Consider the following 14,870-nt stretch of genomic DNA (forward strand, 5'->3'; position numbering starts at 1 on the left):
CCGAAGGAAGGTCTATTTCTAAACCGATCAATTCCCATTTAAGCCTTGGTAAGGTTCCTCGCGTATCATCGAATTAAACCACATAATCCACCGCTTGTGCGGGCCCCCGTCAATTCCTTTGAGTTTCAAACTTGCGTTCGTACTCCCCAGGTGGCTAACTTATCACTTTCGCTTAGTCTCTGAATCCGAAAACCCAAAAACGAGTTAGCATCGTTTACAGCGTGGACTACCAGGGTATCTAATCCTGTTCGCTCCCCACGCTTTCGTCCATCAGCGTCAGTTAAGACATAGTAACCTGCCTTCGCAATTGGTGTTCTAAGTAATATCTATGCATTTCACCGCTACACTACTTATTCCAGCTACTTCTACCTTACTCAAGACCAGCAGTATCAATGGCAGTTTCATAGTTAAGCTATGAGATTTCACCACTGACTTACTGATCCGCCTACGGACCCTTTAAACCCAATAAATCCGGATAACGCTTGCACCCTCCGTATTACCGCGGCTGCTGGCACGGAGTTAGCCGGTGCTTATTCGTATAGTACCTTCAGCCAGATACACGTATCTGGGTTTATCCCTATACAAAAGAAGTTTACAACCCATAGGGCCGTCGTCCTTCACGCGGGATGGCTGGATCAGGCTCTCACCCATTGTCCAATATTCCTCACTGCTGCCTCCCGTAGGAGTCTGGTCCGTGTCTCAGTACCAGTGTGGGGGATCACCCTCTCAGGCCCCCTAAAGATCACTGACTTGGTAGGCCGTTACCCCACCAACTATCTAATCTTGCGCGTGCCCATCTCTATCCACCGGAGTTTTCAATAATAAGTGATGCCACTCATTATATTATGGGGTATTAATCTTCCTTTCGAAAGGCTATCCCCCAGATAAAGGCAGGTTGCACACGTGTTCCGCACCCGTACGCCGCTCTCTGATTCCCGAAAGAATCATACCGCTCGGCTTGCATGTGTTAGGCCTCCCGCTAGCGTTCATCCTGAGCCAGGATCAAACTCTCCATTGTATGTTTGTCTGACTCACTCAAAGTTTTTTAACGCTTTAGTTTTTCCTTACTTGGTTGTTATATTGTATGTCAATGATCTTCATTTCTTTCGCTTCCTCAGTCACTACTTCTCTGTCGTTTTCGCTCCTGATTTGCGAGTGCAAAAGTAAAAATTATTTTCTTATCAGCCAAATGTTTTTCAAGAAAATTTTAAAGTTTTTTTTTCTTAACCTTAACCCTTACAAAAACATTCAACCCTCTACTCCTGCGCTCCCTTATTTAGGGACTGCAAAGATACTAATCTTTTATTAACTCACAACTTTTTTTTGCAAAAAAAATTAAAAGTTTTTTTTTCAATCCGTATCCATATTACTATACAGTAGAGTATAATTCTTTGCTTACTTAAAAGCTCTCCTGCGCTACCTACTTCCTTTCGTTTTCAGTGGGGCAAAGATACATACTTATTACCTCACTAAACAAATCTATTTAACATAAATTTCATGTTTTCGTAATATTTAAGCATAACTCCCTGAACACGTGAAAGAAAAATTTTAAACAAATGTTTAAAATTTTTAATAGGTACTCGTTTGACTATAGAATGAACCTTAAAAATCCGATTGAACTTTATAAATTATGCTTAAAAATTCAGCGAAGGATTTCTCTAATCCAACAATATCGCCGGATTTTAAATTTAAACCACCAATGCCAGACTGATCTGATTTTACTTTCATGGATGAGATTTGGAAATATTGATTAGATTCTCCGGTTTTCGGCTGAAGCTTTATGGCTGAACCTAGAAGTTTTTTTGTTGAAATCGTGTATAATTCTCCAGGTACAGTGCTGATTATTATATACGATCTTGGAGACAAGATGTAATCTTTCCTGTTGATACTTATTTTTTGATCTTTATCCGACGAAGCGAAAAGATATACATGCCCGGATTGAGATTCTAATTTTTCTTTTGGCAAATAATACAGGCTTATCTTATAATTTGCAGGGTTGAAGCTTTGTGGAGATCCGTCAATATTTTCAAAAGGTTTTAATGAAAAGGTATTGGCTCCAATTTCTTTTGCTTTTTTATAAATCAATGAAAAGGTTAAGGCATCATCTTTAGAGAATCCCTGGATTTCAACTTCACCCAAATATTGTGCATCTTTGGTTTCCTGATTGATCTTGTACAGAAATTTGTCTGTGTTGTCATTGGTTTTTTCAACTTTCGTTAAATAAACATTCTGAGCACTGAAAAGCTGAATACAAAAAACTAATATGACAATTCCAAGCTTCTTCATTATTGTGTAAGGATATTAACGCATTCTTCCAGGCTATTTTCCCAATGCTTAGGTTCTATTTTATAAGTCTTTTCTATCTTGTCCAGGCACATGGTACTTCTTTTTGGTCTTTTTGCAGGAGTTGGATATTGTTCAGTAGTTAAAGCATTTAATTTGACCGGAGATTTTGAAAATTCTGCAATCTTCCCGGCAAATTCAAACCAAGTGGTTTCCGGATAATTGGAAAAGTGGAAAACTCCAAATGTCTTTTGAGGAGCTTCTATAATATCCATAATAGCTTCTGCTAAATCATTGGCGTTGGTAGGTTGGCCATACTGGTCAGCCACAATTCCCAGTTCATCTTTTTGAGAAAATAGGTTCAGCATTGTTTTTACGAAATTCTTGTTGAATTCTGAATATAGCCATGACGTTCTAATGATAATCGTTTGAGGGTTGGCTTCTAACGCAAGCTCTTCACCTTCTCTTTTGGATTCTCCATACACTCCGATCGGATTTGTAAAATCATCTTCGGAATAACACAGGTTTGTTTCACCATCAAAAACATAGTCTGTAGAAACATGAATCAATACCGTTTTATATTCTGCACAGGCTTTGGCAAGAAATCCAACCCCTTCAGCATTTACAGCAAAAGCTTTATCTCTTTCTTTTTCTGCAAGATCAACGGCTGTATAGGCTGAAGCATTGATACAAAAATCAGGTTTGTTATCATAAAAGAAATCATTGACCTTGTCTTCATCTGTAATATTTAATGTTTGGGAATCTGTGAAAATAAACTCATAATTGCTTTCAAAATCCGAGGCTATTTTCCGGAGACAATTTCCTAACTGTCCGTTACTTCCTATGATTGCTATTTTTTTCATGAGTTTTTAGCGTTTTGAGATCTTAAAAATTTAACTCTTGCCTGGAATTCCTTTTGTTCCAAGTCAACATAAAACTTATGGAAAGTTTCTTTGATGTCTTCCGGATGAATTTCAGATTTTCTTGTTTTGACATTAAAGTAAATTACTGTAACCCATAATACGGCATGCACTGTTTTTTCATCCAGGCTATTCATTAAAATTTCCACTTTAGCAGTTCTGTCCTGTATATCGATGGTTTTACTGCTTATCATCACCTGGGTATTGTATCTTACTTCTTTTAAGTAGGCAATTTCATTTTGTATGGCTATCCATGTACAGCCCGTCTGCTTGGTGTATTCTTCATAGGTAAAACCATAGAACGTTTCCACATGATCTTCTCTGGCATTGAACATATAGTCCAGATATTTCACATTATTCAGGTGCCCGATCGGATCGCAATCGCTAAACCGTACTTTTACCGTAGTTGATACTTCTTTTTCCATACGGCAAAAATAAAAAAACCGTCTCTAAAAGAGACGGCCAGATGTATAAATCTTTGTTAATTTCCAAAATTATTGGATGTTCAATTCTTTTTTCACAGCTGCAGTAGCATCAGGACCTGATTTGTAAACAAATGCAGAAGAATTAGCGTCCATAATGTAATCATAACTGTTAGCTTTAGCTACTTTTGTTACGGCATCGTTTAATTTTTTCTCGATCGGCTCATAAGCAGCATCTTGTTTAGCGATGAAATCTTTCTGAGCTTTATCCTGCATTTGCTGGATTTCTTCCTGCATTTTAGCTAATTCTGCTTCTCTTGCTTTGTTTTCATCAGCAGTTTTCTTAGGAGCTTCTTCAGTATATTGCTTTAATTTAGCTTGTCCGGCATCTGCTTTCTTTTTAATTTCAGCCTGCTTAGTATCTAAGAAAGTTTTTAAATCAGCATCTGCTTTTTTCTTTTCAGGCATTGCGTTAAGAACACCTATAACGTCTAAAGTAGCAATTTTTTGAGCCTTTGCCATACCTACAGATACAACCATCATTACTGCTGCAAATAATACACTTAATTTTTTCATAATTGGTAAATAAATAATTTAATTTTGTTTTTAGATCTTAAAATTCAGTAAAAGTTAATTACTTTTTACTTTTGCTATTAGTTTTTTCTTTTTTATCTGATGTTGATGTTCCTTTTAATAAGATGTCTAATACTTTATCTGTGTAGTCATATCTTTTTTGAAGGAAAATAACATTAATGTTATTGCTTTTATCAAGAACTATGCCCAATCCATTTTTTTCGGACATTGTCTTTACTGCTCCCCAGATCTGATCCTGGAATGGTTCTACCAGATTGGTTCTTAATTTGGTAATTTCTCCATTGGCGCCGAAACGTAAGCTGGTAGTGGTTTTAATATTTTTTTCCAAATCCATTACTTCTTTTTCTCTCAGCTTTAACTGGTCACCTATCAATAGAACTTTTTCGCTTTCAAAAGCTGATCTTTTCTTTTCATACTCAGACTGAAGGTTCTGAAGTTCAGACTGCCATGTATCAATCTGTGCATTCAATCTTGCTTCTGCTTCTTTATACTGAGGAAGCTTGTCCAAAATATATTCGGTGTCCACAACGCCAATTTTCTGTGCATTGCTTATTCCGAAAAGCAAAAATAATACAAATGTGAAAATGATTTTAAAATTCTTCATATCATTATAATGATTGGTTCATTAAGAAGTGGGTCTTCCATCCGGAAGGTTCTGTTCCAAGTACCGTTTTATCAAATCCGTAAGCAAAGTCAAATCCGATCAGACCAAATGCTCCCATATACACTCTTACCCCGACCCCGACAGATCTCTTCAATTGGAACGGGTTATAGTTACCCCATGAATTCCAAACGTTACCGCCTTCCGCAAATGTCAACGCATAAATTTTAGCTGTCTGGTTCAATGAAATCGGGTATCTTAATTCTAACGTGAATCTGTTGTAAATTGTACCCCCTCCTTTTTGAGTAATATCATCGATAGTTCCTCCATAGGTAGAAGCATTTTCATAACCTCTCAACGGGATTAGTTCTCTACCGTCATATCTACCTCCAAAAAGTCCGGTACCTCCTACATAGAATCTTTCGAAAGGCGGAGCTCCCAATTCTCTGTTATAACCATCCATGAAGCCCATCTCAGCAGAAGATCTCAACACCAATTTTCCAACGATTTCGTTATAAACGTCTGCTTTGAACTTAATTTTATAAAACTCCATCCATTTGTACTTTTCTGTTGGTGACATGGTTGAGTAATCTTTATTACTGAACAATGAGTAAGGCGGCGTAAGTTTTGCTGAAACTTCTATATTTGATCCTACAGTAGGGAAAATCGGGTCGATTCCGGCAGAGTTTCTGCTGAGTCCGATATTTAAACTGAAGTTATTGGCATTTCCGTAATATTCTGTGGTATCACCAAATTCAAACGGGTAATTTTTGAAGTTATATTTCTGGAACTGAAGCCCCGTATATAATGAGAAATAATCATCCGGCCATTTCAATAGTCTGTTCAGACCTACTGAAGCGGAGAAGATATTTAATTTCTGTGCATTTCCGTTAACATCCGAATATTTAACTCTGGAGTTGTTCAAGCTTACTGAAAGTGAAGTTTGTCTTGTTCCGAACAACCATGGCTCTACAAAAGATATCCCATAGTTTTGGAAATATTGTCCTGCCTGTGCCTGGATAGACAATGTTTGCCCATCTCCTTGCGGAACTGGCTTGAAGTCTTTAAACTTAAGGAAATTCTTTAACGAGAAGTTATTAAACGTTAATCCTAACGTTCCTATGAAGCTATTTCCTCCATATCCAGCTTGTAGCTGAACTTGTGAAGATCCTTTTTCCACTAATTTCCAGTTGATGTCTACCGTATTATCTTGTTGGTTAGGCTGAATATCCTGCCCAATCTGCTGCGGATCAAAAAAAGACATCCCTGCTAAATCGAAATAGGTTCTTTTGATATCACTTTTCGCGAATAAGCTTCCCGGTTTTGTTCTCAAAGCACGAAGGATAACGTGGTCATGAGTAGTGGTATTTCCTTCCCATGTTACTCTGTTCCATGATGCTTTTTCTCCTTCATTGATACGAATTTCAAGATTAACCGCATCTCCGGAAACAGATTTTTCCACTGGTGTTACGTTAGAGAAAAGGTAACCGTTGTTCATATACACGGATTTGATATCGGAATCATCTTCTTTACCTCCGTCTTCTCCTACTTTCTTATTGAAGCCTACCGCATCGTAGATATCACCTTTCTTATATCCTAAAAGTCTTTGTAAATATTCTGTGGAATATACAGTATTACCCGTGAACGTAATGTCACCGATATAGTATTGTTTACCTTCGTTTAATTTTACGTTGATCTCGTAATTGTTATTTTTATTTCTCCATACAGAATCTGAAACGATAGCTGCATCTCTGTATCCCAGAGAGTTATAATAACTGATCAGGTTTTGTTTATCCTCCTGATATTTTTCTTCAATGAATTTGGAAGGCTTTAAAATACCTCCGATACCAAATCTCTTTTGCTTAGTTTCTTTGAATCCTTTTTTTCTAAGTTTGGTGTCTGTAACTTTGGTATTTCCCTCAAACTCAATATGATCAATTTTCACCTTTTTTCCTTTGTCTACATTGATCGTCCAGTCAACAAGTGCCGGATCGTTTGCATTTACCTTATCCTGAATAGTAATTTTGGTATCGGCAAATCCTTTTTTAATGTAATCTTTAGGAATGTTTGTTTTAAGGCTTGAAATCAAATTTTGAGTAATCTTGGTACCTGGCTTCAAGTTATTATCCTTTGCCAGTTTTTCATTTTTGGATTTACTAATTCCTTTTCCTTCAAATTTTACTTCTCCAAGCTCTTTTAAATCCTGTAAGTAGAATCGTAAAACTACTGTTTCACCCTCTATACTTTGTACATACACTTCAACTTCAGAAAAAGATTGAGTATCCCAAAGTTTTTTGATAGCATTACTGATTTTTTGTCCGGGAATATCCACGTTTTCACCTTTAGATAATCCTGTAAATCTTAATATTTGAGCTGGCGTGTATTTTTTAACCCCATCTACAACAATATCCTTAAGGGTGTATGTGCCTGTTTGATTTTCCGCATATACAGGATTGTTCACTTTTGTGCTATCCTGTGGAGTTACCTGTCCATAAAAATGTGCAGAGGCAGCAAACATAATGATGGGTAATAGTCTAAACTTCATTTTATCGTAGTCTTTCTTTTCTTTAAAATTTTACTGGATTTTTATTTGTTCTCCGGTCATACCGAATCGTCTTTCTTTGTTTTGATAATCCACAATACATTGAAAGAAAATGTCTTTTGTAAAATCCGGCCATAGAACATTTAAAAATTGCAGTTCTGCATAAGCGATCTGCCAAAGAAGGAAATTACTTATCCTTATTTCACCACTGGTTCTGATAAGTAAATCTACTGGAGGAAAATCTTTGGTGTAAAGATAGTTTTCGAATAATTTTTCATTAATATCATCTACATTTACCTTTCCTTCCTTTACATCTGTGCTTATATTTTTAACGGCATTTAGTATTTCGTTTTGAGAACCATAACTAATGGCCAATACTAAATTTCCTTTTGTATTTTCTTTGGTAAGTTCCACCACACGAAGGAGCTGATCTTTCACCAATGGTGGTATTTTTTCCAAGTTTCCGATCACATGTATTCTCAACCCTTTACTGAAGATTTCTTCCGCTTCAAGCAATAAGGTTTCCGCCAGCAGATTCATTAGGGTATCCACTTCATCTTTAGGACGGCTCCAGTTTTCCGAAGAAAATGTATAAAGAGTTAAATAAGGTATATGGATCTCATTACATGCATTAATGGCATTTCTTACTGCATTAATAGCATTTTTGTGACCAAAAGTTCTTTCTTCGCCACGAGATTTCGCCCATCTTCCATTACCATCCATGATGATGGCCACATGTTTCGGTAAATTCTCAGAATTTATTTTATCTTTAATCAACGACATATTTATTAATCACAATAACACGGAGGTCTTCCGAAAGAATAAGTAAGCCCTAAACTAAAGGTATTCATCCAATCTTTCGATCTTGAGTCTCCAACATTTCTTTCACCTAAGAATGCATTTTCTCTTTCTTTAGAAACAATATAATAGTTTCCAGACTGAAGCAATGATCCTCCCGTAGACGGATCTAAAATATCAGCATTATAAGTGGACTTCACATCTTTGGAAAGGATTTTACTGTGATCCAGCTGATCCGTCAATGTGTATCTGAAGGTAGCTTCAGCAAATATTCCCCAATTATAATTAAACTTATATTTCAGGCCTACTCCAAAAGGAATATGCATTACTGTTTTTGTTCCTGTAGAGTATACAGGAGTTGTTGTGAAGTCAAGCTCATTTTGCGGAGCTTGCGCCACACCGTCTGCATCTCTTCTAAAGTCGTTTACCAGAGTAGCCTTCGGAGCATCAAACATTAAAGCACCCACCCCTCCGAAGATATATGGACTTACCATACTTACCTGCTCATTGTTTACAGGAAAAAAATTATATTCAAACATTAAACTAGCTTCATATACATTGTTTTTCCCGTAGGAATTTCTGTTTCTTCTATATTCTTCCTTAGCTACTTTATCATTAAACTGAACCTGGTTATATCCAAGGTCTAATCTCACAGTTTGATAAGGATTAAAATTAAATCTATATAACACCCCTCCATAAAAAGGAAATCCCCACTCTGACATTCTATCTAAATCCAATGGCTTTTGTAAAATATAATTGGTTCGTCCTATATCAGCCACTAGGTTACTCATACCTAGACGAACTCCCAATTCATTTCTTTGTGCTTTAACACCTGCCATTGTCCCCAATATGGCAAGGAAGCTAAACAATAATTTTTTATTCATAAAAGAACATGGATTTATGGTTATTTTAAAATTTAATTTTTGCAAATATAAAACATTTTTATATTAATGATATTCTTAATGTTTAGTTAAAAATAAACAAAAAATAATAATTTGTTATAAAGTAAACGACAAAGTGACAAAATTATTCTTTTTCCAATAACCCACAACATATCTTGTATACAAAAACCCTCAGTAAATGAGGGTTTAAAATATTTTATTTTTTATTAAATATCGCCTGCACTTTATTTCTTATTCTGATTAAAAGAGGTTCCTTATAGTTTTTGTCTTCATCAAAATATCCGTAACCGTAACCATAGCCGTAACCGTAACCATAACCATATCCCTGTTTCACATTATAATCATTATAAACAAGCCCTAAATGATCAATCTCACCATTATGATATTTCTCCGTGATCATTTTAAGCATATACTTTTCCGTATATTCGTGACGAACCACATACAAATTAGCGTCTGAGTATTTCATAAGCTCATAGGAATCTGCAACTAACCCTACCGGCGGTGAATCTATAATAATAAAATCATATTTTTCTTTCAGTTCCTGAATAAACTTTATATTTCGTTCACTCATTAAAAGCTCTGAAGGGTTGGGCGGAATTGGTCCTGAGGTAGCAACATCAAGATTCGGGATTTTTGTTTTGTTGATAATCTGGTCAATTGAAACTTCTCCCGTTAAATAATTGGAAATCCCAAATTTATTATCAATCTTAAAGTCCCCAAAGATTTTCGGCTTCCTTAAATCCATTCCCAATAAGATGGTTTTTTTATCACTTAAACCTAAAACTGACGCCAGGTTAATTGAAACATACGTTTTCCCTTCTCCACCAATAGAAGAAGTAACCAGGATCACTTTGCTCTTCCCGTTTTCGTTGGATAAAAACCTTACATTCGCCCGGATTCCCCTGAAAGCCTCCGAAACAGATGATTTCGGATGTTCCAGTACTGTAAGCATATTGTCATTGGTATTGTTACCGATAACTCCTAATAACGGAATCCTTGTAGCTGCCAATAATTCTTTAATGTTTCTTATTTTACTATCTAATAATGCTCCAACCAGGATAAATAACAGTGGTAATAATAAGAGACCTCCAATAATAGCTGCTTTCGTTCCTTTTATATTCGGCCCGATTGGCATTTGCCCTAAATTCTTTGCAGGATCAATCACTGTTATATCCGACTGGTTGGTGGCTACTTTCATCTGAGCATCATTCTGCCTGGCAAGAAGGCTATTATAAGTAGCTTCTATCATATTGTAGCCTCTTTCCGCATCCAGATATTTTCTTTCTTTCTCAGGATATGAATCCAGATCAGAATTGGCAGTGGAAATATCCTGATTCAATCTGTTGATCTGTTCATAATATCCTGTATAATAATTTCTTAAGGAGCCGGTGGAAGCCAGCTTCGCATCATTAATTAATCTATTGATCTCTTTCATAGGCTCGGAATTTGGCGTATAAATACTTGCCATTTCCCTTCTCTTAAGATAAAGAGCTTTTAATTCAGAAACAGATGCTGAGAAAAGGCCATCTTCAAACCCTGCCGCATTGGTACTGATCATTTTATCAAAATTCTGAGTTTGAAGAGTGTTTCTTATCTTGTTTAATGAGTTGATTTTACTCATTAAATCTGCTTTTTTGGCTTCCAGCTCTTTTATTTTGTTCAAAGACTTTTCATCTCTATCTTTAATATCGTAGAGTTTTTCCGAAGTTTTCAGGAAGTTTAAAACGGCTGCACTGGAATCCAGCTTTTTTCTTATATCGTTGATACTTCCCTGCAGATAAGCGTCCGTGTTTCTATTAACTATATTTTTATCCGCAAGTCTTTTCTTTTGTAATTCGGCAACTGATTTATTTAAGAAATTCACCGTTCCATTAAGATTATATCCTTTCTTGGTAATAATCATAATGGTATTGATCTCTTTGTCAAACTCCACCCCTATAGTAGAAACAATATCGTTAACCGCATGATTTACGGAACTTAGGGTAACGATAATATTATCCAACTTGATTTTAGTTGGTACTGTATTTTTAACTAATTTAAATCTTAGATTAGGCGTTGTGTACCATTCGTTGACTTTTATGACTTTATTTTCCGGCCTTCCATAAGAGTTGATGGACTGAAATCCTTCGCTTTCATAATTATATAAACTATTGCTTTGCCCCTCTTTCGGAAGCACTACTTCATAGGAATCATTGCCTTTAGGAATCAAAGTAATAGGATAATCAATCTGTTGAAGATGCTTTTTATCGATCTGTAAAAAAATCGGGGAATCATCTTTATCCAGATAAGTAGATTTTATGGCTCCTTTGGTTGAATAGTTAATGAAGAGGTCTAATTCTTTTACCAAAAACTCATTGTGTGATCTCGAAAGAAGCATTTTCTTTAAGTAGATCCCGTCCTGATTTCCTCCCTGATTCCAGATAAAGTTAATAGACTGGTTAGGTGTAAAATAGCTTGAAGTATTATTAGATATACTTAAAGACAGGTTGGAAGCATATATATTTTGAGCATAATACTTACTATATACCCAAGAAACCACATATCCTATTATCAGCATCAAAGCAAACCAGTACCAGTTTTTCAGTAATTTTCTTAAAAAATGCTCTACATCGAATAATGCAAATGAACCATATTTATCTTTCTGAGAATTATTATTTTTCTCTGTTGCCGTTGCTCTTTCTGGAATCATGACTAAAGATTTTTTAGGAGTAAATAAATGGATAATGCGGTAGTAATTACCGAAACTCCCGTAGTTAAAGTCTGAATCGGATCTTTTCCGAATCCGTTCAAACTTTTCGCTCTTGTATTCAGATAAATTTCGTCCCCGTTTTGCACATAATAATAAGGCGAATTCATCACATCTTCACGCGTAAGGTCTATTTTTGCAATTTTGATTCCTTCCGGCAATTTCCTGTGGATCACGATATTTTTTCTGTCAACGGTTCTATTTAAACCTCCATTGATGGCCAAAGCTTCTGTGATAGTCAATGTGTTTTTATGAGCCACTTTTTCCCCGGTCATCCCGGTTGTTTCAACATCCCCCAGGATATAATAAGTAATTCCGTCTGTATTCAGCCTTACTTCTGATTTTCCTTCCTGAAAGTTCTCATTTACTTTCTCCTGGATCTCTTTGGTAACCTCTTCAATGGTTCTTCCTTCTGCTTTTACATAACCGATTCCGAAAACATTGATATCTCCGTTGGAATCTACTTTAAGTCCGTTAAAGTAAAAATTGATATTTCCACCAGCGCCACCAGCGCTGCCGCCGCTTGCAATATTCGTTGCAGGACTATTATTGGTGGGCGTTATCGAGCTTCCGGATGTATTCAGGGTAGAATAGAACTGCGCTGCGTCTCCTTTCGGAGTTGTAACGATATTAAGATTCAGAATATCATTCTTGGTAATTCTGTAAACCGGAATATTGTAGGGAACCAGTCCTTCTTCATTGATTACAAGACTTTCATTAGGCTGCATATATCGTACATCTTTGGTGGTGATGCATGATGTAATGAACAAGGGTAGCAAAAGGAATAAATACTTATAGCTCTTCATCATATTTCAATGTTATTTACAAAAATAAAAATTTAATTGGTTAGTTGTTATTATTTCTTAAACGATAAATAAAATCCGGTAAATATGCTCCTAAAAATCCTAATGTCAGGATGATTATTAATAATAGATTTACATTAATGTGTCTTAAATAATAAGCAACGGTTACAATAAAAAGGTAATACACTATAATATAAAAACTGGACCTTCTGTGCGTAAGATCGAGTTTCAGCAGTTTATGATGGATATGGTTTTTGTCAGCATCAAAAGGAGATCTTTTATTAATGATTCTCACGATGATGACGTTCAGGGTATCTACGATAGGTAAAATTAAAATCGCTACAGCTACTGCCGGTGCAGATTGCAGGTGATATCTGGGAACATTAGGCAAAGCCTTATCTATAAAGATATCTATAAAGCAGACAGAAGTAAATGCCAGCAAGAACCCTAATAACATTGAACCGGTGTCCCCCATAAATATTTTATTGGTTCTATAATGCGATAAGTTATAGTAAAGAAATGCCAGAACGGCTCCAATAATAACCACCGACAAGACAACCAGTGGATAATTATATTCTCCTAAACGATAATAGCTTATCCCAAAAAGAGCGCTGCAAATCACCGAATAACCTCCTGCAAGACCATCAATACCGTCGATAAGATTGAAGGCATTAATCAGAACAATAAAGGTGATAATACTGAAGATCACACTTACCAGATAGTCCAGCTCATATAATCCAAATATGCCGAATAAACTCCTTATTCTTATATCAGAACCTATTACGATAAGGGATGACACGACGATTTGTGCTACCAGCTTTTTATAAGCCCTCATCACTACAATATCATCCATAATCCCAATATACAGCAGAATCACTAAAGAGGCAAACAGGAATTTATACAGATCAAAAAGCTCATACGCAAAAATCGAAGCACAGATACCTATGGAATAAAAGATAGCAATTCCGCCAAGATTGGGAATCTTCCTGAGATGGGAGCTTCTTATTCCCGGCTCATCCATCAGGTTTTTCCTTCTGGAGATCTTAACAATAGTAGGGATGGAAAAGAAAGTAATCAGAAAAGAAAATATAAAACCCAGTCCTATTTTCACATAAAAAATAGGGATCCAAGTCTGAGTTAAGAACAATTCAAAATTCTTCATTTTTTTATTCGAGTACTTCCTTGTTCCGGTAAAAAGATACACCATGAATTTTATAAAAAAATCCAATCGAAACAATAGTACCTTACATTTGTGTTTACATTAATTTCCTTATCAGCTTCTTTTGCCCGGCAAAATACAGGAGATAAAAAATCTTTTTTTTCAGAGGCAAAGATAAAAGATAATTCTTATCAAAACGATTATAGTTTAATATATCTTTAATTTTTATTCCCCTTTGTGTTACGAAATGATTAAGCTGAGCCGCCATTTCATAGAAATACTGTTCCTCTTTTACAAAGGCCAAATACGCCAGAAAAGAGTATACTCCTTCAAAAATCTGAAAATTTTTAAGCTCCTGCAACTTCTCTGAATAAACAGAATTTTTAAAAACTTTTTCTACATCTTCAACAGCTTTCAGGATGTCGAGTCCTTTCTTTGTATGCGTTTTTGTAATGGAGTCTCTACGCTCCAGGTATTGATAATGAAAGTTTTGGGTCTGCGTTATGACACTGCACTCCAGTAAAAGCTGAGGAATGAGCTGGATATCTTCAAAATGAATTCCTTTCTTAAATCTTTTGCTGTTAAAAAGCTCCTTCTTAAATAGTTTGTTACAGGCGAAATAACTAATATCCGAAAATACGGAAAAATGCTTTTCAAGATCAATCTTTTCCGGCATATGGGGAAGCTGGGTAAGCTTTTGAGTTACATTTCCATGCTCATCCACCTTTTGAATATTGCAGATTACCATTTTCGACTGGTACTTTTCCGCTAACATCACCATTTCTTCGAACATGGTTTCTGTAACGTAATCATCACTGTCTACAAAGCCGATATAATCCCCGATTGCTCTGTCAATTCCGAAATTACGGGCATCGCTTAATCCTCCGTTTTCCTTTTGAAATGCCTTTATTTTATCCGGATATTTTTGGGCATATTCCTGGATAATCTGCCCGGAATTATCTTTGCTTCCATCATTTATTACAAGAATTTCTATATTCTGTAAGGTTTGGTTAACCAAAGAATCGAGGCATTTTGCCAAATAATTTTCGACATTATAAACGGGAACAATGATGGAAACTTTTGAGGGAACGTTGGTCATA

Annotated in this window: 12 protein-coding genes and 1 rRNA gene (1 of these 13 only partly in view); all 13 read right to left on the reverse strand. The window is 35.9% G+C overall.

Annotated features, from left to right (window positions below):
* Positions 1 to 1,018: ribosomal RNA gene (locus ACGHIN_RS08180) — 16S ribosomal RNA — on the reverse strand; it reaches 499 nt to the left of the window's first position.
* Between the two features lie 584 nt (positions 1,019 to 1,602).
* Positions 1,603 to 2,286: a hypothetical protein gene (locus ACGHIN_RS08185; RefSeq protein WP_390452439.1), complete on the reverse strand. Its 684-nt coding sequence runs from the start codon at positions 2,284 to 2,286 to the stop codon at positions 1,603 to 1,605.
* On the reverse strand, positions 2,286 to 3,146 hold the full coding sequence (rfbD, locus tag ACGHIN_RS08190) for a dTDP-4-dehydrorhamnose reductase (RefSeq protein ID WP_390452441.1): 861 nt from the start codon (positions 3,144 to 3,146) through the stop codon (positions 2,286 to 2,288). Before rfbD ends, ACGHIN_RS08185 begins: the two co-directional genes overlap by 1 nt.
* Positions 3,143 to 3,628, reverse strand: a complete 486-nt coding sequence (locus tag ACGHIN_RS08195) for an acyl-CoA thioesterase (RefSeq protein WP_390452443.1) — start codon at positions 3,626 to 3,628, stop codon at positions 3,143 to 3,145. The genes rfbD and ACGHIN_RS08195 overlap by 4 nt, the downstream gene beginning before the upstream one ends.
* Before the next feature lie 69 nt (positions 3,629 to 3,697).
* On the reverse strand, positions 3,698 to 4,201 hold the full coding sequence (locus ACGHIN_RS08200) for an OmpH/Skp family outer membrane protein (protein ID WP_390452445.1): 504 nt from the start codon (positions 4,199 to 4,201) through the stop codon (positions 3,698 to 3,700).
* 58 nt (positions 4,202 to 4,259) lie between these two features.
* Entirely contained in the window at positions 4,260 to 4,823 is a 564-nt protein-coding gene (locus tag ACGHIN_RS08205; RefSeq protein WP_390452447.1) for an OmpH/Skp family outer membrane protein, read from the reverse strand.
* Between the two features lie 4 nt (positions 4,824 to 4,827).
* A complete protein-coding gene (gene bamA / locus ACGHIN_RS08210; protein ID WP_390452448.1) occupies positions 4,828 to 7,365 on the reverse strand; it encodes an outer membrane protein assembly factor BamA in 2,538 nt (845 codons plus the stop codon).
* 30 nt (positions 7,366 to 7,395) lie between these two features.
* Positions 7,396 to 8,145: an isoprenyl transferase gene (locus ACGHIN_RS08215; protein ID WP_390452450.1), complete on the reverse strand. Its 750-nt coding sequence runs from the start codon at positions 8,143 to 8,145 to the stop codon at positions 7,396 to 7,398.
* Between the two features lie 5 nt (positions 8,146 to 8,150).
* On the reverse strand, positions 8,151 to 9,044 hold the full coding sequence (gene porG / locus ACGHIN_RS08220) for a type IX secretion system protein PorG (RefSeq protein WP_390452452.1): 894 nt from the start codon (positions 9,042 to 9,044) through the stop codon (positions 8,151 to 8,153).
* A gap of 214 nt (positions 9,045 to 9,258) precedes the next feature.
* A complete protein-coding gene (locus ACGHIN_RS08225; RefSeq protein ID WP_390452453.1) occupies positions 9,259 to 11,751 on the reverse strand; it encodes an exopolysaccharide transport family protein in 2,493 nt (830 codons plus the stop codon).
* A 2-nt stretch (positions 11,752 to 11,753) separates the two neighbouring features.
* Complete coding sequence (locus ACGHIN_RS08230) at positions 11,754 to 12,617, reverse strand: polysaccharide biosynthesis/export family protein (protein ID WP_390452455.1); 864 nt, start codon at positions 12,615 to 12,617, stop codon at positions 11,754 to 11,756.
* A gap of 37 nt (positions 12,618 to 12,654) precedes the next feature.
* Complete coding sequence (locus ACGHIN_RS08235; RefSeq protein WP_390452456.1) at positions 12,655 to 13,773, reverse strand: glycosyltransferase family 4 protein; 1,119 nt, start codon at positions 13,771 to 13,773, stop codon at positions 12,655 to 12,657.
* Between the two features lie 94 nt (positions 13,774 to 13,867).
* A complete protein-coding gene (locus ACGHIN_RS08240; protein WP_390452458.1) occupies positions 13,868 to 14,869 on the reverse strand; it encodes a glycosyltransferase family 2 protein in 1,002 nt (333 codons plus the stop codon).
* Between the last annotated feature and the right edge of the window lies 1 nt (position 14,870).

Origin of the sequence: Chryseobacterium barbadense (assembly GCF_042849955.1) — a bacterium.
Lineage (GTDB): Bacteria > Bacteroidota > Bacteroidia > Flavobacteriales > Weeksellaceae > Chryseobacterium.

Coding starts and splice junctions, on each gene's coding strand:
- ACGHIN_RS08185 (WP_390452439.1), bottom strand. CDS start 2,286: ATGAAGAAGCTTGGAATTGTCATATTAGTTTTTTGTATTCAGCTTTTC.
- rfbD (WP_390452441.1), bottom strand. CDS start 3,146: ATGAAAAAAATAGCAATCATAGGAAGTAACGGACAGTTAGGAAATTGT.
- ACGHIN_RS08195 (WP_390452443.1), bottom strand. CDS start 3,628: ATGGAAAAAGAAGTATCAACTACGGTAAAAGTACGGTTTAGCGATTGC.
- ACGHIN_RS08200 (WP_390452445.1), bottom strand. CDS start 4,201: ATGAAAAAATTAAGTGTATTATTTGCAGCAGTAATGATGGTTGTATCT.
- ACGHIN_RS08205 (WP_390452447.1), bottom strand. CDS start 4,823: ATGAAGAATTTTAAAATCATTTTCACATTTGTATTATTTTTGCTTTTC.
- bamA (WP_390452448.1), bottom strand. CDS start 7,365: ATGAAGTTTAGACTATTACCCATCATTATGTTTGCTGCCTCTGCACAT.
- ACGHIN_RS08215 (WP_390452450.1), bottom strand. CDS start 8,145: ATGTCGTTGATTAAAGATAAAATAAATTCTGAGAATTTACCGAAACAT.
- porG (WP_390452452.1), bottom strand. CDS start 9,044: ATGAATAAAAAATTATTGTTTAGCTTCCTTGCCATATTGGGGACAATG.
- ACGHIN_RS08225 (WP_390452453.1), bottom strand. CDS start 11,751: ATGATTCCAGAAAGAGCAACGGCAACAGAGAAAAATAATAATTCTCAG.
- ACGHIN_RS08230 (WP_390452455.1), bottom strand. CDS start 12,617: ATGATGAAGAGCTATAAGTATTTATTCCTTTTGCTACCCTTGTTCATT.
- ACGHIN_RS08235 (WP_390452456.1), bottom strand. CDS start 13,773: ATGAAGAATTTTGAATTGTTCTTAACTCAGACTTGGATCCCTATTTTT.
- ACGHIN_RS08240 (WP_390452458.1), bottom strand. CDS start 14,869: ATGACCAACGTTCCCTCAAAAGTTTCCATCATTGTTCCCGTTTATAAT.